The following is a 23,197-nucleotide window of genomic DNA, read 5'->3' as shown; positions in this document are numbered from 1 at the left end:
ACGGCGTAACATACTTTTGAAGATGTGATTCTTTTTAATAGAAAATAGAAAATAGAAAATAGAAAATAGAAAATAGAAAATAGAAAAAATTAAAAAGTGAATAGAGTTTCTAGAAAGAGGAAGCAAAAATTATAGGTAGTTTTTTAACTTTTACCCAATTAAATTTTTTCTAAACAAACTTGGTGAAATTCCATACCTATCCTTAAAAACTTTAGAGAAATAACTTTTACTGGAAATACCAATTTGGCTACAAATTTCTGAGGTATTATAATCTGTGGAAATGTATAAATGTTTTGCATGCCCCATTTTTAGGTTTAGAATATAATTGCCTATAGTAACTCCATAAAGATGTTTTACTCCAGCTTGAAGCTTTTTGGGACTCAATAAAAATATTGAACTTAATTCTTGGATTGATATTTTTTCTTCAATATGATTAATTATATAATCTCCTATAGTGCTTATTTTTGAAAGCTCTATTTTACTTAGTTTTGGTATTTTGTTTTTCCCTGATGTTTCCTTTTTGTAAGCATTTATTTGTGATGCTAACATGTTAATAACGGCACCTTCAGTAAGAAGACCTGCTACAAGATCTGTTTCTTTATTTTTAGTAACAATTGAAGCGTAAACGTTTGTTTCAGGATCTATATTTCCTAAATGTCTATAATGAATGTTTGCAGGAATATTTTTAAAAATATCTTGAATATTTGTATAAATTCTTTGAGCGTTTCTTATTTTTTGATGTACTAGAAGTTTTGTGTCTATTATTATAATCGCCAATTCTAGTTTAACTTTTGCAGGAAAAACAATGCGTACAGAAGATTTAGAACTACCTCTTACAACCATATTCTGGTTTTGTAGAATTTTTGCATACTTTTCTTCTTCTCCAAATTTATGAAGAAAATATCCTTTTACATTATATGAAAAATAATAAGGCCTGTCCTCAGAAAATTGAAGTTCTACATCAAAATCTTCTCTAAAAGTAATATTATAAACCCAAACTGTTAAACCATTAAACAATCTGTAAGAGCTAATAAATCCATTTGCTATAGTATTGTCCATGGATATTGTTGATGCATTATTTCCTTCATCTAACTTTGCATTAAAGTATTTGGCCATTACTTTAACATGATCGGAATCGCGTTTTTCTTCTACACTTAGCATGAATTATTTAATTTATTAAAATAACTTCATTGCTAAAAGTAAAAAAAAATATTTTAGAACTTGCTTTTTAGAGTTAATTATTTATCCAATACTGTTAAAATACTTTTATTTTATAAGCTACCTTTGATTCGTACAGCATTAAATAAGTAAATTAATAATCCCCAACCCCCGAATAATGTTTACCAATGTAACTATTACATTATTAAGGAGGTTCAATTTTTTGAAACTCCTTTTTTTTAAAATGAATTAAAGAAAAAGGAGTTTTAATCTTCTTAATTTAAATAAATTATTTATTCTGAAAATCAGCCTTACTATTAAAACGCACATCTTTATTTGTTTTTAGATGTTTGAACTCTTCACTTAAATACAATCTTGTTTTTTTATCATTGTTGTCCGATAAAAGATAAAAAGACCCCTTTCGCTGTTAGAATCAAGAACAAAGACTTGGCTGTAACTAACTGAAAAACAGTATTATTATGATTTTAAATTTTTCGATACATCATAAATTCTAAAGCAGTTTTAAAAGCAAGGTGTACTACTTTAAAAGCTCTTGAAAATCAATACTATCAATACTTTAAACCACTTTAGCTAATTTTAATCAGACAACACTATTTTTTTAAAAAATCAATGCCAATAATAGGTACATTTAAACCATTTTTATAAGCAACATTCACTATTCATTGATGCGATTCTTTTTAATAGAAGAAATTAAAAAGTGAATAGAGTTCCTAAAAGAAGAGGAGTTAAGTTTTTTAATACTTTTTGTTCAGGTGATTGGCCAAGAATACACCCATGCTTGCGCAACCTTGTAAAAGGTATCCGCCAGTTGGAGCGTCCCAATTTAACATTTCGCCAATACAATACTGATTGGGCATGTTTTTGAGTTCAAATTTTTCGGTGAGCGATTTTAAATCAATGCCGCCAACTGAAGAAATGGCTTCGTCAATGGTTGCGGCTTTGTTGATTCTTAAAGGAAAATTTTTAATGTTTTCTGATAAAGATTTAGGATTTAAATAAGTTTCTTTAGAAAGATGCGCTTTTAATAAATCGATTTGAGCAACAGTGAGTTTGAGTTCTTTTTTTAAGACTTGAGTGGTGTTTTTATAGATCGAGTTTTTTATTTTAGATAGAACATTCTCTAAAGTTAGCGAAGGTTTCAAATCAATAAAAATAGTTGCTTTTGAATGTGTAAACAATTGTTCTCTAATTTGTGGACTTAATCCATAAATAGCGTTTCCTTCCAAACCAAAATTGGTAATAACAGCTTCTCCTTTCTGAATTTTTTCATGGCAAGAAATCGAAACGTTTTTTAAAGGAGTGCCTGCGTGTTTCTGAATAAAATTAGGTTTCCAATCAATTTGATAGGCGCAGTTTGATGCTTCAAAAACTTTTGTTTTGATGCCATTGTTAGAAAAAATATGGAGCCATAATCCGTCAGATCCTGTTTTTTTCCAACTTGATCCTCCTAAAGAAAAAACGGTGTAATCTACTTCTATACTTTGATGATTGATAATCGGATTATGATTATTGTCCCAATCCACAAAAGTATGTTCGTATTTTAAGGTTACTCCTTTTGCTAGTAGGTTTTTCAGTATTGCATTTAAAACTTCAATGGGTTTAATCCCTTCTTTAGGATACACTCTTTTACTGCTTCCAATGTATGTTGAAATACCTATTTGATCTAGCCAATTTCTGAAATCAGTATTGGTAAAATGATGTAAGGATTTGTCTAAAAAGGTATTTGACGTGTAGCGTTTTATAAATTGATCCATAGGTTCTGAATGGGTTAAATTAAATCCACCTTTACCGGCAACTAAAAATTTACGACCTGCAGTTTTGTTTTTTTCATAGATAGTCACCCTAAATTTTTCTGGATTTAAAAAAGCAGCTAATAGAAAAGCTGAAGGTCCGCCGCCAATAATTGCAATTTCTTTTTTCATGGGATAAAAGGGTTGCTTAAATTGTTTGAAAAGAAATTCTTAAAAGTCTGTATGCACTGTAAAACTAACAATTTCATGAGAGAGAGGATGTATAAACTCAATAAATTCGGCATGCAAATGCAGTCGATTCTGTTTTTTACCATACAAATCATCCCCAATAATAGGAGCGTTTAAACCATTTTTATGAGCAGCATGAACTCTTAATTGGTGTGTTCTGCCGGTAATAGGATAAAAGTGAACGCGTGTTTGGTTATTTTTCTGTCCGAGAATTTTCCATTCCGTTTTGGCATTTTTTCCATGGACAAAATCTACTAATTGTCTGGGTCTATCGTCTAAATCCAATCGCAAAGGAAGGTGCACAGTGCCCGTTTTTTCTGATAAATTTCCGTCTAATAGCGCAATATATCTTTTTTTAATAGTTCTGTTGATAAACTGATTTTGTACTATTTTATTGGCTTCTTTTGTTTTGGTCAATACTAAAATTCCTGAAGTTGCCATGTCTAATCGATGCACAATTAGGGGACCAGTGGCATTTGGGTACCGTTTTTTGATTCTTGTATACACAGAATCTTTTATTTCTTTTCCCGGAACGGATAAAAACTCTGCTGGTTTGTTGACAATAATAAGCGCTTCATCTTCATAAACTATTTTTAGTTCTTGCTTTTCTGATGACGTTTCTAGTAATAAATTATCATCCATCTCAATACCTTGTAACATGTGATTTAAAATAGGTTTGCATCGACCTTGGCAAGCGGGATAAAAATTTTGATGTTTTCTAATTTCTGAATTTGGAGAAATTCCCCACCAAAATTCTGCCATAGCAATGGGTTTTAAAGCATGCTGAAACGCATATTGTAATAGTTTTGGAGCAGAGCAATCTCCTGCACCAGCAGGCGGTTTGATGTCTGGATTGTTAAAAATATCGATCAATCCTTTTGGCTCTTTATGTCGATTTAAAAATTGATATTTTCCAAACAACGTGTTTTGAAGATTGGCAGAAACTTCTTTTCTGCGTTTTTTTAAAGCTGTGATTCGATTTTCAAAATTGAGGAGTTTTTGATGGCTTTTTTTAATTTTAGTGTCATAGTATTCCACCAATTCTTTATAGAAAAATTGTTGATTAAAACTTTCTTGAATCAATTTTTTCTCGAAAATTATAAAATCTTCTAGAGCTAATGTTTGCTGGGCATTCTTTTTTCGAATCTTTCGCTCTTGTTTAGAAATTTTCATTCTTTTTCTTTGAAGCGCTAAATCCTCTTCAATCTTTTTCCTTGTTTTTTGAACTTCTATTTTTAAAGAACGATAAACTATATCGTTTTTTAAGGTTGCGATTTCTTCTCCAATTTTTTCAATTTCTTTTTCTCCTTTGATGTAAAAACTACCCTCTGTTCTCATATTAAAAATAGGAGGAACAAATTTTTCTGGATTCCTTTTATCTGCTAATTTTCCTGAAAAAGCAGCCAAATATCCCAGTTCGTCTTGTTTATTTTGAACTACTAAAACACCAAACATTTTACCAATGGCTAGTTCTTTTTCATCGGTATGAAAGCCGAAATTGTGCTTAAAATCTTTCTGATTTTCTAAATACGCTTGTAACTCTTCAGTAGCAATTTTAGCTAAAAGATGCGGTTCGTAATAAAAAGGAAATGTAAATTTATTTGGAAGTGAAATTCCAGAAATATCTTTTTTAAAATATTGAAAGTGTTTCAAAATTGGCTTTAGATTCTATTGGGTAAATGTATCAGGATTTAATGGGGCAAACTATGTTATTATTTCCGAACTGCAATCATCATATGCGGACTAAAAGGTAATAAATACTCATCATTTTGAGTTAATTGTTGCAATGCTTTTAAGGTTTTCGATTTCTTTTTATCCAACATATTCGCAAAATATTCGTTATCCAACCAAATTAAACTTTCTACGGCAAATACGTTGATGAATTCTAAATGTTGTTCTAAGAATTCATCTTTTAAACCTTGTGGTTTGTGGTAATAGGCATCCGCCAATAAAAAAGGGAAATCTTTGGGAGCATTATGAATTCCGGTGGTGAGCTCTTGTTTACACATGTCAAAAAATGAGTTTGCGTGTATCATTCCGTTCATCAAACCGACAAGGGTAGATGCTGTGTAATTGATGGCAAACCCTAAAATAATTCCTCCTTTTTTCAAAACCCTTTTTGCTTCTAGAATTGCTGTAACGCGATCTTCTCTTTTTTGCAGATGATACAAAGGTCCGTGAAGAATTACAATATCAGCAGTATCATTTTTATAAGGTAATTTTTTAGCTTCACCAATAGCCACAGAAAACGGATTTTTTAATTTTTGAGCTCTTTTTTCTGCTAGTTTTATATGTTTTAAAACGGGTTCTACTAAATGAACTTGATGTCCGTTTTTGGCTAACCACTCGGCATATTTTCCTGTTCCGCCACCAACATCAATAATGGTAGACTTTGGATTCGAAATATGGAGCTGAATTAATTCTTTAATTCGCTCAAACTCAAAAATCCCCATTCCTTTTTCGAGTCGGGTTTCTTCAGAAGCTTTGTTGTAAAAATTTTCTAGTTTTTTACTGATCAGTGATTTGTTTTTCATCGTTCAAAAATATGTTCAAAAGTAATTGAATAATTTGAATGTTAAATAAAATCGATCATTGGTATATAATTATTATTTTAGTGGAACTAACCAATAGTATTAAAATGAAATTAAACAATCGCTTTTACAATTTTTTCTTGGCTTTAATGATATGTCAAACGATTATGGCGCAAGATTATTATTTTAAAGACCAAGCACCCTTTAATGCTGATATTCCAACGCCTGAAGAATTTTTGGGATATGAAATTGGAGAGCATCACACAAGACACGATTTAATCGTTGCATATTTAACCAAATTGGCAGAAATTTCTGATAGAGCAAGCATCGAAATATACGGGAAAACCCATGAAAAACGTAAATTGGTAATGTTCACAGTAACATCACCCAAAAATTTAAAGAATTTAGAAACGATAAAATCACAACATTTACAATTTGTAAACCCAGCAGAAAGCCCTGAAAATTATGACGAAGTTCCTGTAATCATTCAGTTAGGGTATAATGTTCATGGAAATGAACCTTCTAGTTCTGAAGCCGCTTTATTAACTGCGTACACTTTGGTGGCGTCTAATAGTGCAGAAGTTCTAAATTATTTAGAAAAATCGGTCATTTTTATTGATCCAACCATTAATCCTGATGGAAGAGACAGACATACACAATGGGCAAATCAATACCAAGCAAAAACATTGGTTTCAGATAATATAGATGCTGAACATACGGAAGCTTGGCCGCGAGGAAGAACCAATCATTATTGGTTTGATTTAAATAGAGATTGGTTATTGGCAGTGCATCCAGAAAGTCAAGGGAAATTAAAATGGATGCATTCTTGGTACCCGAATGTTGTTACAGATTTTCATGAAATGGGCACCAATAGTCATCACTTTTTTGAACCGATGAAACCCATAGGTTCTTTTGATCCGATTATGCCAAAAGAAAATTATGAGGATTTAAATACTTTATTTGCGCCTTATTTTACCAACGCATTAGATAAAATTGGTTCATTATACTATACAAAAGAATCCTTTGATGGTACCTATCCAGGGTATGGATCTTCCTATCCTGATTTACAAGGAGGTTTAGCTTTGTTATTTGAACAAGCAAGTTCTCGAGGACACGTGCAAGATACTGATTATGGGAAAATTACGTTTCCTTTTACCATTAGAAATCAATATACTTCTACGTTTGCAACCATAAAAGCTTCTGTGGAGAACAAAGAATATTTAAGAAAATATCAGCAAGAATTTTTTAAATCGTCCTTGACAAAAAAGGCGGCATCAGGTTTTTCGGGATATGAGTTTGAAGAAAAATATGATCAGAATAGAAAGAAAGCTTTTATAGCACAATTATTAACACATAAAATTAAAGTATATAAAAAAGGAGATATTTATACGGTTCCTTTAAAACAACCGCAACACAGAATGGTACAAACCATGTTTGAAACCTATGACAAGTATAGGGATAGTGTCTTTTATGATGCATCAGCTTGGAGTGTTGCTAATTTTTACAACATAAAATACAAAGGGGTAAAGTCTGTTCAATTAGGAACGGAGGTTACTACATCACAAGGAATTGTTCAAAATAAGAAAATTAAGAAATCGGAATATGCATACCTCGTTAATTGGGACGATTATAATGCACCTGCCGCCTTATATTATATGCAATCTAAGGGCTTAAAAATAGCATCTGCGTTTAAGCCATTTTCAATTGCTACGGTCGATGAAAAAATTGATTTTAATTACGGAAGCTTATTAATTCCTGTGAGCAAACAGAAAAAAACAAGTGAAGAGGTTTACAAGATTATTGTTGATGCACAAGAGAAATTTGAGATTCCTGTTTTTGCAACTAATAGCGGATATAGTATAAAAGGTATTGATTTAGGAAGCAATAATTTTAGAGTGCTAGAGACACCAAAAGTTGCCATGTTGATTGGAGAAGGAGTTAATTCTTATGAGGCCGGAGAGGTTTGGCATTTGTTAGATACCCGTGTTCATATGCCCATCACAAAAATTAGAATGACCAATTATGGTAGCGCCAATTTAGATACCTACAATACATTGGTGATGGTTTCAGGTAATTATCGTCAATTAGATTCAATTCAAAGACAAAAATTAAAAACTTGGACAGCAAAAGGGAATACACTTATTACCATTGCAGGAGCTTCTAAATGGGTAATTGATCAAAAAATAGTTCAAGAAAGTCTGACAAAAAAGCCAACATCGAAAGAAGAAAAAGCCAAAAAAGTAACCAACAGATTGCCGTATGTCGAAGCTTCAGAGCACTTAGGACGAGAGCGGGTAGGAGGTGCTATTTTTGAAGTAGATTTAGATGTAACACACCCTTTAGGATTTGGATATCGTTCCTCAAAATTACCTATTTATAAAAATAATAGGGTGTTTTTAGCGCCTAGTAAAAACGCTTATGCAACAGTAGCAAAATACACGCAAAACCCTCATATCGATGGATTTATTTCTAAAAACAATTTAGAAAATTTCATCAAGCCATCAGCGTCTTTATTAGTTAGTGGCATTGGCAAAGGGAGAGTTGTTTTATTTGCAGACAATCCAAACTTTCGAGGTGCATGGTATGGAACCAATAAATTATTTTTAAATGGGTTGTTTTTAGGAAGTGAGATTAATGTTCCTAAATAAAGAATAAAGAATAAAGAATAAAGAATAAAGAATAAAGAGCGCTCAGACATGAACGCTCTTTATTCTTTATTTGAAGTAATTTTCTAGGATTTTAAATGTTTATCAAAAAAAGCAATCGTTCTATTCCAAGATAAATTGGCAGCTTCTTCATCATACCGAGGTGTGGTATTATTATGAAAACCATGATTTACATCAGGATAAAAATGCGCTTGATGCTCTATATTATTCGCTTTTAAAATAGTTTCATAAGCGGGCCAACCTTCATTGACTCTTTTGTCTAAACCAGCATATTGTAACAATAAGGGAGCTTTAATTTTAGCAGCATCTTCGTCTGAAGGTTGCCTGCCATAATAAGGAACAGCTGCTCCTAAATCTGGTAATTTTACCGCCATCATATTAGAAATCCAGCCACCGAAGCAAAAACCAACAACGCCAACTTTTCCGTTACAATTTTCGTGTGATTTTAAATAATGATACGCTGCAATAAAATCTTCTAACATTTCATTTCTATCTCTTTTTCTTTGCATTGCTCTGCCCTCATCATCATTGCCAGGATAACCGCCTAAGGGTGAAAGTGCGTCTGGAGCTAAAGTTACGAAACCCTCTAAAGCAGCTCTTCTTCCCACATCTTTTATATACGGATTCAGGCCTCGATTTTCATGAACTACAATAATTCCTGGTAATTTTTCTTTGGTATCTTTTAAGATTGAAAATAAACCTGATATTTTTTCTCCTCCCTTGGGAGATTCATAATGAATCATTTCAGATTTTAATCGTGGGTCATTTGGCTGAACTACAATGCTATCCAAATAATTGGGAGATATAAAACTCAATAAAGCGGGTAACGTAATTGCACCAACAGCATATAAAGAAAGCTTTTGTAAAAATTCTTTACGGTCCATTTTATTATGCGCATAGTCATCATATAAATCAAATACTTCTTGACTAATATCCTCTTTTTTAATTGTTTTCATCTTGATTAAAATTTAAATAGTTTTAGATTTTCAACTAAGATAACAAAACAATAGCAGTAAATAAATAATAAATTTTATACAGCTTTTTCTAAAGCGATATAATGTGTGGTGTTTTCACTAAATAATGGAAAAATTTTGATCTCACATTTGTAGGGAGTTTTATCTTTTCTATAATTGATGACAGTACCTGTAAATGGTTCGTTTAATTGAATTGTTTTTTTAATGCGATCTCTTGTTTTTTTACAAGTTTTTTCACCTTGTAAAAACGAAGGTCTTTTATTTAATGCGAATTTTTTATGAAATCCTGTCATTTCTTTGAAACCATCATTTACCCAAATAATTTCTTGTTTTTTATTGGTTAAAACAATGGCTTCAAAGTCTTCATTTTTAAAAATAGTATCTAAATTTTGATTCCAATTAAATTTGGATGCAAATTTTTTTACAGTAATAATGTCATTCAACCTATTGAGGTTGTGCATTTTGGTAGAAAAATAATCAGCATATAAACAGAAACTTTTTAACGGATATGTTATAGCTTCTGAGGCAGTTACATGGTGTTCTATAGCCTTATAATGCTCTTCATTTTGTGAAGATAAAAATAAATCTAAACACATCATATTTGAGAGTTTATTTTTCATAAAATTGAACTAGTTCTAAATTTAGTTTGCAAATTTATAAAAAAATAAGACGCAAAAATGTTAAATAATTAATTAGAAAGATTAAACAGTTTTTGTTGCCGAGTTGGTAAAGAGATGAGTAGCTAGATACCTAGAATTTAAGTATAAATATTTAATGGATTAAAGGTAGAGCGCAGTAAAAACCTATTGAAAAACATCTCAATAGCTCTCTACTGCGCTCTACTTGACCATTAATATCTTATAAAACCATTGATTTTAAATGATTTAAAGATGAAATTCATAAGTATGTATGAGCCTCTAGACCATTAATCCTTTAGACCATTAATTATGGAATAAATGGATTTCTTTAGAAAATTCGTAAGAATTTACGAACATTCAATGTGCTCAATTCAACGATACCATAGATATTTTTTTATTCCTGTCCTTTTTTAAATCCGTACAAATTTTGATCAATAAAGTTTGTAGGAAACTTGTCATCACCTTTAAAACCTATTTCTATAGTTCCGCTATCTTCTGGTACATAATTTGTTTTAAAAATATAATCCCAAAGACTTAAGCTAATTCCATAATTCATACCATATCTTCCTTTTGGTAAAACATACGCATGATGATATAAGTGCATTACAGGGTTATTTAATATGTATTTGAAAATACCGTATGTAAGTTTAATATTGGCATGATTTAAATGACCAATAGCAATCGTAATAAAGTGTACAATATAGGCTTGACTTGGTTCAAAACCACCAAGAATCATTACACCAAAAGTTTTAAGTGGTTTGTAGAAAATATTTTCCATCCAATGATATCTTAGGTGAGCAGCAAATCCCATTTCCTTAACACTATGATGTACTTTATGGAATTTCCATAAAAAAGGATATTTATGCAAAAGCACATGCGTAAACCATTGCACAAAATCAAGAATTACAAAGAAAACCAGCAGTTGTAGCCAATTAGGCCAATGTGAAATGTCCATAAGCGACAAACTTTTGGCAGTGATGTTAAACTCTCCAAAGAATAATTCTAAAACTTTATAAAAACCACTAATTACAATAGAGAAAATAAAGAAATTAAAAAACATATAAAATGCATCTAACCAAAAATCTTTTCTAAAAATTGCTTGTTGTTTTCGCCAAGGAAAAGCAATTTCTAAACCCCAAACTACAAGGGAAATAACAATAAGCCCCCAAAAATAATTGGTGTACCAAGGCACTTCAAAAATGATGGACTTCCATGTCCAATCTACTGTTCCCATAAATGCATCTATAAATGCGTCTAAATATTTTTTCATCTTTACTTATTTTAATTTTGTTAAACTATTATTTACAAAAGGGAGATTGTTAAAATGGCTCCATTCTGTCCAAGAGCCATCATAATTTTTTACATTTTTATATCCTAATAATTGAGTTAGTACAAAAGTGGTGTGTGCTGAACGAACTCCACTATGACAATACAAAATTATTGAATCATTTTTACTTATATTTAATTTCTTATGATAAAAATTCTCTAAAATTTTTATCGGTTTTAAGCGATAATCTCCATTATAATGAATGGCTTCTGCCCAATCAACATGAATACTATTAGGAATTCTGCCTGATTTTGCAGCCCCTTTTTTTTGCTGATTACCAGAAAATTCATCAAAAGTTCTGGTATCTAACAGAACAACATTCTTATCTAAAGCTTTTAACATCTCTTCTTTTGAAATATAGTACTGCATTTTAGGTTCGCCAAAAAGTTTAAAAATACTTTTTTTAATTTCAGGTGTTTTTTTAGTTACTTTTCCATCAATTTTTTTCCATGATTCAATGCCTCCATGAAGCATTTTTACATTCTTAAAATTATAGTTTTGTAAAATCCACCATAATCTAGAAGCTTCACATAGCCCATTATCATCATAAATGATAATGGTATCAGTACTGTTTATTCCTAAATTTCCAAACAAACTTTCAATTTGTTTAGGACTAGCCATCATACCTGAATAAGAGTATGTTGTGTCTTCAATATCTGTTCTCCACATCTGCAAAGCACCCTCGATGTGCTCTTGGTTATAAAATTCCTTTTTTCTAAAATCTATTATTTTAAGGGAGCTATCAGTCTGTCTTAATTTTAATGCTGGAGCTTCAATTAAATAATTAGGCTTTATAGAATTAAGTTCTGCCATCTTATTTTTTTGACAAGCAAACATAAACATAAAGAGAAGCAATGCGCTAATTTTTAAGTTCATACCAATCGATATTTGTTAAGGTCATCCGTCTTCCTTTTGCTATTGGAGGATAATTAGTTACTAAATAATTAACTATAATTTCTTGATTTGCTCCTAAATCCCATAGGTTTTGTGTTTCTTGCATCCATTTAATCGTGTTGTTCCAGCTCTCAGCAGACATTCTGTTTTGAGTGACTAATTTGGCAGAATGGCAATTGGTACAATTGTTTACAACGGTCATTAAACCATCTGCTTCTATTAAACCTGTTCTTATATGGATACCGTTTTCAATTTTATCTTCATCTTCAACAATATCAGTATACAAAGGAGCTGTGCTTTTATGTTCAAAAATTGATAATGTAGGATTGTACACTACGATAAGTAGTAAAACAGAAGCTACAAAGGAAAAAAATAGAGCGATATATGCTGTTCTTTCTGCCTTTTTAATTTTTTTTTGAAATTCTTTATCTTCCATTATTACACAACTTTAACGGCAATTCTATGGCAAGCATTGTTTAAATATCCTTTTGGATTCCATCCAGGTAATACCATAGGTTGCGAAAAATTATTAGTATCGGTGGCCCTTGCCCAAACTTCATAATATCCTTTTTTGGGGAAATTTATAGCAGCGGAAAAATGTTGCCATGCTAAACGATTTGTTGGTTTTTGAATGGAACACGAAGTCCATGTGGATCCAAAATTTATTGAATATTCCATTTTTGCAACTTCTAGCTCACCTGCCCATGCATGCCCTCTAATATTTAACGTTTTCCCTTCTTTTAGAGTGGCACCTGTTTTTGGATAGGTAATTAACGATTTAACGGGCATCGATTCAATAATACACATATCTTCATCTTTCACTTTCTCGCCAGGAGCAACCGCATTACAAGGCACTCTATATGCGGTACCTGTCATTTTGGTGCCATCATGTACTTGGTCTCGAACGCTAATTCTGTTTACCCATTTACCAGAAACAGAGGCTGGCCAACCACCTGCAACTAAACGAAGTGGATATCCATGAATGATAGGAATATCTTTACCGTTCATTTCAAAAGCTAAAAGCGTTTCATCTTGCAGAGCTTTAGACATCGGGCATCCTCTAGAGATAGGTTCTTTTGTTGGGTCACCACTTAAATGTGTATCTGTACCATGGTAACCAATATATACGGCATCACTTTTAATGCCAGCATCTTCTAACACATCTCGTAAACGAACACCTGTCCAAGAAGCACAATGTACAGCACCAATAGTCCATTGATTTCCTTTGGCTGCTGGGGTAAATTCACTTCTACCATTGCCTCCACATTCTATCGTTAATTGATAGGTGTGCTTTTTAAATTTTGATTTTAAATCAGCTAGTGTATATGTTTTTTTGCTTTGCACAGATTCTCCATCAATCGTAAGTGTCCAAGTCTTTACATTAATTTCTTCTGGAGTTTTTCCATTGTTTCTAATGAACATAGAAGCGTTAGGTGTAATTTTGTCATCTAGTAAATGAGCTTGCGCCTCAATATTCCAAGGTTTGTTGTTTAAGATTACCATATCCTTATGCTTGCTGAACATTTTAAAAGGATCTGGTTCTTGCGCCCCAAGTGGTATATAACCAACAGGTAATTTAGCGCCAAAAACAAGTTCTGTTCCTATGATTGTAGCAAAAGAGCTCAATACGGCTTTCTTTATAAAAGATCTTCTTTTCAAAATGATAGAATTATAAGTTTATAAAAATCAATACAATTTAAGAAGTCTTTTTTTCTTTATGTGTAACAAAAGTTACATATAAGGAAAAAATATATTCCTAACATTACAATATCATTGAAAAATACATATAATTTATGAGAATAATGGAAAAAAGTTTCGAGACTAGTTTTACAGGTTGGGCGTTTATTGTAGCAGCCGCCTTACTTTGGTTGGGTTGGGTATTATCACCTCATCATATAGGAGAGTATATAGTTGCTTCAGATTTTAGCAAAGTAGGTGAGAATGTTTGGTATTGGATTTGGATGTATCGAATTCATATTTTTGGTTGGGTAACCATGGGGATTTCCATGTTTGCTTTGACTTCTTTGTTAACGGGCAGGCCATATCGAGTAGTTGTACTTCCCGGAATAGGAATGGTGATTGTTGGTACTTTTACACTAGCGATTGCAAATGCGTTCTTTTATAATTTTGGCGCTTGGGGTGTTGGAAAGACGGCTGGAATGTCTGCAGAAGAAATGACTGTATTTATGGACAGCATTTTATCTACCAATCAATATGTTACCTGTTTTATTCGTTTTGGACGAATTTTCTCAGGGGTAGGATTGGTATTATTAGGATTTGCATTTATTAAATGGAAAATAGTAAGTACTTGGTTAGGTTGGTTTACTGTGTTGCTAGGTTTTGTGGCGATGGGAATTATTTTATTGATTCCAGATAATTATGAAATTTATAAACCTATCTTTCATATTAAAGTATTGTGGTTATTAGCAATGGGGGTCACTTTATTAAAGCAAGGTGTCTTTTTGTCTGAATCAAAATCTTAAATTTACACAAAAAAATTAGGGAAAAGATGCACGAAAAATCTTTTCCCTAATTTATATGAAGATTGCAAAAAAATTAAAAGTTGCTTTCTGAAAGATTTAAATAAAAGTTGCACTATTTTTTATTTTGATTTGTCTCCTATAAAATAATCACTTTTCAGTTTAAAGAGCACATTAAAAGTGGTTAAACTTCCATAAATTCTGGTAATGTATTGTTGTAAATCAATTTTAGCTTGATCGTCTAAAGTTTTACTTGAATTTATTTTTTGTTCCATCACTCGAATTCGATCTCTAACCATTACTATTTTGTGAAAAAAAGTATCAATCGGAATTTCTTTCTCCGATAAATTAGAATTTTCAGGTCTTAAAATAAGGGTTCCTTTTTTCCATTTATCAGCAATAGGAGAGATTTCTGTAACATCAGACCATTTTTGTAAAATTGTTTTTAGTGATTTTTCTACTTCATAAAAACTAACCGTATCCACATCATCTTCAACTGCTTCTATCACTTTAAAATCGCTATCAATTTCAATAGTTTCTAAACCGTCTTTGATAAAGGTTACCCAATAATGTTTGCTAGTTACGTTGGTTACAACTCCTAAGCCAAAATCTGAATGCTCTATTCTAGAGCCAATTCCTAATAATTTCATTTGTATGTATTTTTTAAATTAAAGATACTATATGCAGTCTTTACATAAAAATTAGGTAAACAAATATCTTTAATTGATACTGATTAAATTAATATCAAAAATAATTACTTCGCCCCCTGAAATGTTTCCAGAACCTCTGTTTCCATATCCTAATTTAGAGGGTAAAATAAAAGTGCCAGAACCGCCAGGTTTAAGCATTCGAGCTGCTTCACCAAAGCCAGAAACTACACCGCGAACATTAAAAGTTGCATTGGTAGATTTATCAAATATTTCTCCATTTAAAAAGTATCCTTTGTAGCCTAGCGTAACATTAGAGTTGGCGCTAGGGAGATTTCCTACTCCAGAGGATTTTATGATATAGTATAATCCTGAACTTGTTTTTTGAGCGTTTAAATTGTTATCTGCTAAATACGCTAAAATATCCATTTCGTTTTGGTCGGTATAATCCATTTCTTCATCGGAACAAGAAAAGCTAAGGGCTAAAACGAATAGTAAAAGTATTTTTTTCATGAATAATTGTGTTTTGACAAAGGTAATTTAACTGACTATTTTTAAAGGATTTTAGAGTGATAAAATTTATTCAATTTCAATTAAATTAATCTGTTGCATAATTTTATCAGTTTCTGAAAGTGCAACAATTATTTTTTGATAATGTAGAATATCCTCGAATTTTAGTGCTCTTTCTTTTCGGTCTTTTAACCATTTTTGAGCTGGTTGATAACCACCAATATAAAACTCCCAAACAACAACTGGAATGTAATCAAAATACTGGGTTTCATTGATCCATATTCTACCCAATTGATTTTCTGTATCAAATACCTCCCAATCTTTTTTAGCAATTTTAGTGGTAATTACATTATTGCCTTCTTTTGGGTAGGTTGTAATATAATTTTCTGTTTGGTCACTTTCTAATAAATGTATTTGTCTTATTTCTGTTCCTGATTTTACCAAATTCCAAAATGTTTTTTTGTCTTTTGGATAAGGAACTCGTGGAAAATCAATCTTTAAAAACTCTTTGTATTTTTCTCTATACGCTGGTGAGTGCAAAACTGCATAGATATAATCTAACAAATCTATTGGACTAAATTCTTTTGGATAACCTTCTAAATACAAACTTAAATTTAATGTAGTTTCTCTTTCTGATATAAAACGTAAACCTATTTTATTAGCAATCTCTTTTATAATTGTATCATTTAAATTTGGTTTTCTTTTATCTTCGGAAAAAATGCCTTCTTCGTTTTTATCTGGATAAAGGTATAGTGGAAAAAAATTACCACTTCCAAATCTTCCTGCGGTTCCAGTTAAGTTAGATTCAATTATGTTTTTTGAAATAAATGAATATCTCCAATCAGACACACATTGTCTAGGAACAATAAGACAATAATTATCTTTATTTACAATATGTTTAGAAACATTATTTCTTAATCTATCTACAATTTTTCTATCAAAATAAATATATTGTGAATCAAAAGGGCGATAATCAATTTTTATAATATGTTCTGAATCAAATTTGCCATTTCTTTGATTGGACAACTTCCATTCTTTGTTTTCTTTAAGAGAATATTTTAGTTTAATACTATCATCTTCTATATCTTGATTAAAAAAATCTTTAATTCTTTCTTCTAATAATATTTTAGAAGAATCAATGCACAAAGCATCTCTATGGGTTTGAATACCTAAAGAATTAATCATAAATAAATCAGTAATTGAAAATCCTTTATTGTAACTGACTTCAAGTTCAAAATCTTTTTGAACCATAAAATAACTTGGTGCTTTATTTGGTAATTTTTCAAAATTGATAGCCTTTAGACTGCTTTTCCAAAGAAAATCATATTTTAGATCACGTTTGCCATATAAATCATAATGAAAAACATCCCCTAATTCATTTTTATTTTTTTTATCAGTTTTAACAAAAATAGTAATGGCAACACCTTGCATAATGTCAAATACATTTTGGTCTACAGAACCATCAGGAGATACTTCTTTCTTTTTAGAGTTTCCATGCAAATCAATCGTATAAATTTTGTCATACGTTTTTAACAAATTCCAACGCATTCCTCTAAATGTAGGGTTGTCTAAAAAACCATGCGGATTGATAAATGCCAAAACACCACTTCCGTTTTTTTCGATATAATGTTGCCCATATCTTAAAAACTTTACATAATCATCATTGATAAATTTAGAATTTTGCTCTTTTAATTTCTCTTTTCCTCCAGGTTCTTTTTTATAATCTTGCATTAAATCCATAATCCAATCGCCTTTATTGGCACTTTCTCCACTATAAGGAGGATTGCCAATAATACACATTACAGGTGTATTTCTTTTTACAACATCTGCCATTAATGCTTCTTCTGTAAGCCATTGAGACATAAATAAATTGGGTACTGTACCCGTTTCTGCCTCTAAAGAATTGGTTAAATAAATATTTAAACGATTGTTTTTTTTGCTTTTATAACCCGTTTCTGTTAGTAACATATCTAACTTTAAATGTGCCATAGCATAACTTGCCATTAACAACTCAAAACCATTTAATCTTGGTATTAAATGTTCTTCTACATACCCAGACCAAGCACCTTGCATGCTTTTAAAGTTTTTGTTGTAAATAAATTTTACAACTTCTGCTAAAAAAGTTCCTGTGCCAGTTGCAGGGTCTAAAATTTGTACTTTGTGTACTTCTTTATCAACTTCTTTATACCCACTTTTAAACTTCTTACTTGGTATATCAGTTTTTACTTTTATGGTTGTTTTGGTAGTGTCTGCTAAACCTTGTGGCAAATTAAAATCGGTTTTTAAAACTTCGTCTACAGCTCTTACAATAAAATTTACTACAGGTTCTGGTGTGTACCAAACCCCTCTTGCTTTTCTTAATTTTGCATCATACGCCGCTAAAAAGGTTTCGTAAAAATGAATAATTGGATCATTCATTTGGGTGCTTTTCCCAAAATTATGCAACAAACCATCAATATCTGTGGCTCTAAAAACTTCAGCCAAATTATCTACAACAGTTACAATACGCTCATCAATATCTGGCCCAGCAACATACCCAAATAGTTTTCGTAAAAAAGGATTTGATTTTGGGATGAGTTCTGCTGCTTCTTGTCTGCTAAAATTATCTAATGTTTTATCGTGCAAACGAGCTGCAAACATTCCGTAAGCCAACGTTTGTGCGTAAATATCTGCGAAACCTTTGGGTTTTAAATCGTGAATTAGTATTTGTTTAAAGGTGTCATATTGGCCTTTTAAAGACGTGTTTTCTCTGCTTATTTCATCCGAAGTTATCGCATTTTCCAAAATATTTTGCAGTAAACGAGCTTTACCGGCCATCATTTCTGCTAATTTTTTAGACGATTTTATGGTTTGGCTAATGTGTGTGCAAAAGTCCTGGAGTAAATTTTCGAATTGTGCGTAGTTTTCTGGAATCGGTTTGATAATTCCGTTCTCAACTTCGCCAATTTTTATCTCATGGACTAAAATTCCGTTTTGAAAAAACTGAAACCAAATGTAATCGGTAATAATTAAATTGTCTAACGCATTTTTGTATCGATTAAATTGTTCTTTGTAAGATTTGCTATTCAAATCTTTGCCAACATCTTTAGCTTCTATATAACCAACTGGTATTTTAGCTCTGGTAATTACATAATCTGGGTTTCCACAATCTGTAACGTTTGCGGGTTCGTTTGTAATTTCTACAGTGGTCACTAAAGTTCTTATTAAGGTTTCTAAATCGCCTCTATAAGAATGTTCTCTAGAAATGCCAGAAGCAAAACGTTTGATTAAATTAGCAATATAATTAGGTGTTGTCATAGCAAATGAAAAATTATAATTGAGATTAAACAAACTTAAACTTTATAAATTGTTCAAACAAACCTATATAGATAAACTTCATAAACTATAAATGAATATTGCTATGTAATCTTTTTTTGCAAATACAAAAGACCTCACAGGTTTTAAAAATCTGTGAGGTCTGAAATATTTTTAGATCTGGAAAAAAATGCAAGCAATTCAAGCAAAACAGCGCTATGTTCTCTATGTTCTCTATGTTTCTATGTCGTCAAAAATTACACCAATTAATTTGTATTAAATTTCAACGACCAAATCTCGCAAAAAAAATCACACAAAGCATCGCTATGTTCCTATGTGGTCCAAAATTAAAAAGATAATGGCTTTTTAATTTTGGTAATATGGCAACCAATAAATCTCGCAAAAAAGTGGGATAAGCGATTCACAACGAATTTCTTTGAAATTCTTGTTCTCTGCTTACATATTTCTTCGATATTGCCCACCAACTTTAAACAACGCTTCCGTAATTTGTCCTAAAGAACAAACTTTCGTTGCTTCCATTAATTTATCAAATAAATTTTCATTTTGAATAGCAGCTTCCTGTAAAATTTCAATTTGTTCCACAACTTTATTAGGATTTGCCTTATTCAATAATTCTTTTGTTTTAATTTGAAATTGTTTTTCTTCTTCCGTGGCACGAATTATTTCTTCTGGCTGCACGGTTGGCGATCCTTTGGAACTTAAAAATGTATTTACACCAATAATCGGGAATTCTCCATTGTGTTTTAACGTTTCGTAATACATACTTTCTTCCTGTATTTTAGAGCGTTGGTACATCGTTTCCATCGCACCTAAAACACCACCACGTTCTGTAATTCGATCGAATTCTAACAACACAGCTTCTTCTACTAAGTCGGTTAATTCTTCAATGATAAAAGCACCTTGAATCGGGTTTTCATTTTTCGTTAAGCCTAATTCTTTATTGATAATTAACTGAATTGCCATCGCTCTTCTTACAGATTCTTCTGTTGGAGTGGTAATTGCTTCATCATAAGCATTGGTGTGTAAAGAATTGCAATTATCATTAATGGCGTATAAAGCTTGCAAGGTAGTTCGGATATCATTAAAATCGATTTCTTGAGCGTGCAAAGAACGGCCAGAAGTCTGAATATGATACTTTAACATTTGGGCTCTTGGGTTTGCGCCATATTTAATTTTCATCGCTTTTGCCCAAATTTTACGAGCAACACGACCAATTACAGAATATTCAGGATCAATTCCGTTTGAAAAGAAAAACGATAAGTTTGGACCAAATTTATTAATATCCATTCCGCGGGATAAATAATACTCAACATACGTAAATCCGTTAGACAAAGTCAATGCCAATTGCGTAATAGGATTTGCACCAGCTTCAGCAATATGATATCCAGAAATAGAAACTGAATAAAAGTTTCTTACTTGTTTTTCAATGAAGTATTCTTGCACATCTCCCATCAATCTTAATGCAAATTCTGTTGAGAAAATGCACGTATTTTGTGCTTGATCTTCTTTTAAAATATCTGCCTGAACCGTTCCTCTAACTTGCGCTAACGTGTCTTTTTTTATTTGTTGATATACATTTTGAGGCAATACTAAATCTCCAGTGAGCCCTAAAAGCATCAAGCCTAAACCATTATTTCCTTCAGGTAGTTTTCCTTGATAAACGGGTCTTTCTAAACCTTTGGAATCGTAAATTTCTTTATATTTAGCTTCAACATGTTCCTCTAATTGATGCTCTTTGATGTATTTCTCACAATTCTGATCGATGGCAGCGTTCATAAAGAAGCCTAATAACATCGGAGCTGGCCCGTTGATGGTCATAGAAACAGAGGTCATATGGTGACTTAAATCAAAACCAGAATACAGTTTTTTAGCGTCGTCTAAACAACAAATCGAAACCCCAGCGTTTCCTATTTTACCATAAATATCGGGTCTGTGTCCAGGGTCATTTCCGTACAAGGTTACAGAATCAAAGGCCGTTGACAGACGTTTTGCATCCATTCCTAAACTCACATAGTGAAATCTACGATTCGTTCTTTCTGGTCTCCCTTCACCAGCAAACATTCTGGTTGGGTCTTCGCCAGTTCTTTTAAAAGGGTATAAGCCCGCTGTAAATGGGAATTCTCCTGGAACATTTTCTTGTAGATTCCAACGTAATAAATCTCCCCAAGCTTGGTATTTTGGTAATGCAATTTTTGGTATTTGAGAATGAGAGAGGGATTCAGAATGTGTTTCTATCTTAATTTCTTTATCACGAACTTTAAATGTATAAATAGGATCTTTATATTTCTGAACTTTTTCTTGCCACGTTAGAATGATTTCCCAATTGTAAGGGTCAAAATTCATTTTTACTTTTTCGAATTGAGCAAATAAAAGTTTGATAAAAGGAATTTCGTCGGTAGGCACCTGTTTCAGAATTTCATCTTGATCAAGTCCTGTTTTTGTAATATAAGATTTGTTAGTTTGTTTGTATGATGAATTACTTTCGTTTTCCGTGATTGATAAAATCGTTTGATAAATTCCATATAATTTTTGAGCAACAACAACTTGCTTATTTGCCTTTTTGTCATATGCTCTATTACTTTCTGCAATTTCTGATAAATAACGAACTCTTGCTGGCGGAATCACAAAAATCTTTTCAGACATTTCTCTGGTAATTTCTATCGTCGATTTTAAATCGACTCCAGTTTTTTCAACCAATTTATTCATAATACTTTTATATAAAGTATTCATTCCTGGATCATTAAATTGTGATGCAATGGTACCATAAACCGGCATGTCATCCATGTGAATATGCCACAAATTATTGTTGCGCATGTATTGTTTTTTCACATCTCTTACTGCGTCTAAAGCACCTCTTTTATCAAATTTATTAATGGCTACTAAATCCGCAAAATCTAGCATATCAATTTTTTCTAATTGCGTAGCAGCACCAAATTCAGGAGTCATTACATATAAAGAGGTATCAGAATGCTCAATAATTTCAGTATCAGATTGCCCAATTCCAGAAGTTTCTAAAATAATTAAATCGAATTCTGCCGCTTTTAAAACTTGTACGGCCTCATTTACATATTTTGATAACGCTAAATTAGATTGACGGGTTGCTAAAGAACGCATATAAACGCGTTCATTATTAATGGCATTCATTCTAATTCTATCCCCTAAAAGTGCACCACCCGTTTTTCTTTTTGATGGATCTACAGATATTAAACCAATTGTTTTTTCTGGAAAATCAATTAAAAAACGACGTACTAATTCATCCACTAAAGAAGATTTTCCTGAGCCACCGGTTCCAGTAATTCCTAAAACAGGACAGGAAGCCCCTTTTAATTTCCCCAAAGGGGAAAAAATCTTTGCGAAAGCCTCGTGATTATTTTCTGCTAGAGAAATTAAACGAGCAATTGTAGTAACTTCTTTGTTCTTTAAATTTTGTAAAACCTTTTCATCACCTAATTCCAACAACCAAGAAGCGTCTTCATTGCAAACGATTCCATTTTCTTTTGAGCCAGATTGGAGTTCCTTCCCTTTGGGAAGGCTAGGATAAGCTATTTCAGAAGTTTTTACTAAATCATTAATCATTCCTTGTAAACCCATGGCTCTTCCGTCATCAGGAGCATAAATTCTTGTAATTCCATAATCCATCAATTCTTTAATCTCTTCAGGAAGAATTACACCACCACCACCGCCAAAAATCTTAATATGACCTGCTCCTTTTTCTTGCAACAAATCATACATATACTTAAAATACTCATTATGTCCTCCTTGATAAGAGGTAATTGCAATTGCATTTACATCTTCTTGAATGGCACAATTAACGACTTCTTCTACAGATCTGTCATGGCCTAAATGAATCACTTCAACCCCTGTAGATTGTATAATTCTACGCATAATATTTATGGCAGCATCATGCCCGTCAAAAAGGGCTGCAGCAGTTACGATTCTTACTTTATGTGTAGGCTTGTATGGTGGTTTTTGTTTCATTCGTAATGAATATTAGGTTTTAGGGTGGCAATTTACGAAAATCTTAAAAAAAACTTTAATTCTTTAACAGTTTTAAAAT

General features: G+C 31.8%; 16 protein-coding genes. 2 read left to right on the top strand and 14 right to left on the bottom strand.

Annotation, left to right across the window (positions count from 1 at the left end; all coding sequences use genetic code 11):
• Positions 1-150 precede the first annotated feature (150 nt).
• The 4 genes from K8354_RS11060 to K8354_RS11045 form a co-directional block, all read right to left on the bottom strand.
• Positions 151-1,161, bottom strand: a complete 1,011-nt coding sequence (locus K8354_RS11060) for a helix-turn-helix domain-containing protein (RefSeq protein WP_223439612.1) — start codon at positions 1,159-1,161, stop codon at positions 151-153.
• Positions 1,162-1,913: 752 nt separating this feature from the next.
• Positions 1,914-3,101 (bottom strand): BaiN/RdsA family NAD(P)/FAD-dependent oxidoreductase, encoded by a 1,188-nt coding sequence (locus tag K8354_RS11055; protein WP_223439610.1) that lies wholly within the window; start codon positions 3,099-3,101, stop codon positions 1,914-1,916.
• A gap of 39 nt (positions 3,102-3,140) precedes the next feature.
• A complete protein-coding gene (locus tag K8354_RS11050) occupies positions 3,141-4,811 on the bottom strand; it encodes an RluA family pseudouridine synthase (protein ID WP_223439608.1) in 1,671 nt (556 codons plus the stop codon).
• A 59-nt stretch (positions 4,812-4,870) separates the two neighbouring features.
• A complete protein-coding gene (locus tag K8354_RS11045) occupies positions 4,871-5,692 on the bottom strand; it encodes a class I SAM-dependent methyltransferase (protein ID WP_223439606.1) in 822 nt (273 codons plus the stop codon).
• A 146-nt stretch (positions 5,693-5,838) separates the two neighbouring features.
• On the opposite strand from K8354_RS11045, the gene K8354_RS11040 reads away from it, so the two are divergent.
• A complete protein-coding gene (locus tag K8354_RS11040; RefSeq protein ID WP_223447667.1) occupies positions 5,839-8,337 on the top strand; it encodes a M14 family zinc carboxypeptidase in 2,499 nt (832 codons plus the stop codon).
• An 83-nt stretch (positions 8,338-8,420) separates the two neighbouring features.
• Here K8354_RS11040 and K8354_RS11035 read toward each other — a convergent pair whose 3' ends face one another.
• From K8354_RS11035 to K8354_RS11010, 6 genes are all read right to left on the bottom strand, one after another.
• Positions 8,421-9,311, bottom strand: a complete 891-nt coding sequence (locus K8354_RS11035; protein ID WP_223439604.1) for a dienelactone hydrolase family protein — start codon at positions 9,309-9,311, stop codon at positions 8,421-8,423.
• A 74-nt stretch (positions 9,312-9,385) separates the two neighbouring features.
• Complete coding sequence (locus K8354_RS11030; RefSeq protein WP_223439602.1) at positions 9,386-9,949, bottom strand: PAS domain-containing protein; 564 nt, start codon at positions 9,947-9,949, stop codon at positions 9,386-9,388.
• Positions 9,950-10,361: 412 nt separating this feature from the next.
• Positions 10,362-11,237, bottom strand: coding sequence for a sterol desaturase family protein (locus K8354_RS11025; protein ID WP_223439600.1), 876 nt, complete (start codon positions 11,235-11,237; stop codon positions 10,362-10,364).
• Between the two features lie 6 nt (positions 11,238-11,243).
• Complete coding sequence (locus K8354_RS11020; RefSeq protein ID WP_223439598.1) at positions 11,244-12,107, bottom strand: sulfurtransferase; 864 nt, start codon at positions 12,105-12,107, stop codon at positions 11,244-11,246.
• A gap of 46 nt (positions 12,108-12,153) precedes the next feature.
• Positions 12,154-12,624, bottom strand: a complete 471-nt coding sequence (locus tag K8354_RS11015; protein WP_223439596.1) for a monoheme cytochrome C — start codon at positions 12,622-12,624, stop codon at positions 12,154-12,156.
• A gap of 2 nt (positions 12,625-12,626) precedes the next feature.
• Positions 12,627-13,847 (bottom strand): sulfite oxidase, encoded by a 1,221-nt coding sequence (locus tag K8354_RS11010; RefSeq protein ID WP_223439594.1) that lies wholly within the window; start codon positions 13,845-13,847, stop codon positions 12,627-12,629.
• A gap of 143 nt (positions 13,848-13,990) precedes the next feature.
• Here K8354_RS11010 and K8354_RS11005 point away from each other — a divergent pair, with 143 nt between their 5' ends.
• Positions 13,991-14,671, top strand: a complete 681-nt coding sequence (locus tag K8354_RS11005) for a hypothetical protein (RefSeq protein ID WP_223439592.1) — start codon at positions 13,991-13,993, stop codon at positions 14,669-14,671.
• Between the two features lie 119 nt (positions 14,672-14,790).
• On the opposite strand, the gene K8354_RS11000 is transcribed toward K8354_RS11005, so the two are convergent.
• The 4 genes from K8354_RS11000 to K8354_RS10985 all read right to left on the bottom strand — a co-directional run bounded on the left by K8354_RS11000 (position 14,791) and on the right by K8354_RS10985 (position 23,118).
• Positions 14,791-15,318 (bottom strand): DUF8685 domain-containing protein, encoded by a 528-nt coding sequence (locus K8354_RS11000; RefSeq protein ID WP_223439590.1) that lies wholly within the window; start codon positions 15,316-15,318, stop codon positions 14,791-14,793.
• A 69-nt stretch (positions 15,319-15,387) separates the two neighbouring features.
• Complete coding sequence (locus K8354_RS10995) at positions 15,388-15,828, bottom strand: FKBP-type peptidyl-prolyl cis-trans isomerase (RefSeq protein ID WP_223439588.1); 441 nt, start codon at positions 15,826-15,828, stop codon at positions 15,388-15,390.
• Positions 15,829-15,894: 66 nt separating this feature from the next.
• Positions 15,895-19,122: a type ISP restriction/modification enzyme gene (locus K8354_RS10990; RefSeq protein ID WP_223439586.1), complete on the bottom strand. Its 3,228-nt coding sequence runs from the start codon at positions 19,120-19,122 to the stop codon at positions 15,895-15,897.
• 453 nt (positions 19,123-19,575) lie between these two features.
• Complete coding sequence (locus tag K8354_RS10985) at positions 19,576-23,118, bottom strand: methylmalonyl-CoA mutase family protein (RefSeq protein WP_223439584.1); 3,543 nt, start codon at positions 23,116-23,118, stop codon at positions 19,576-19,578.
• Positions 23,119-23,197 lie beyond the last annotated feature (79 nt).

It is taken from the genome of Polaribacter litorisediminis (genome assembly GCF_019968605.1).
GTDB classification, from domain to species: Bacteria; Bacteroidota; Bacteroidia; order Flavobacteriales; family Flavobacteriaceae; genus Polaribacter; species Polaribacter litorisediminis.
Note: the sequence above shows the minus strand (reverse complement) of the source record. Positions and strands in the feature narration are given on the sequence as shown.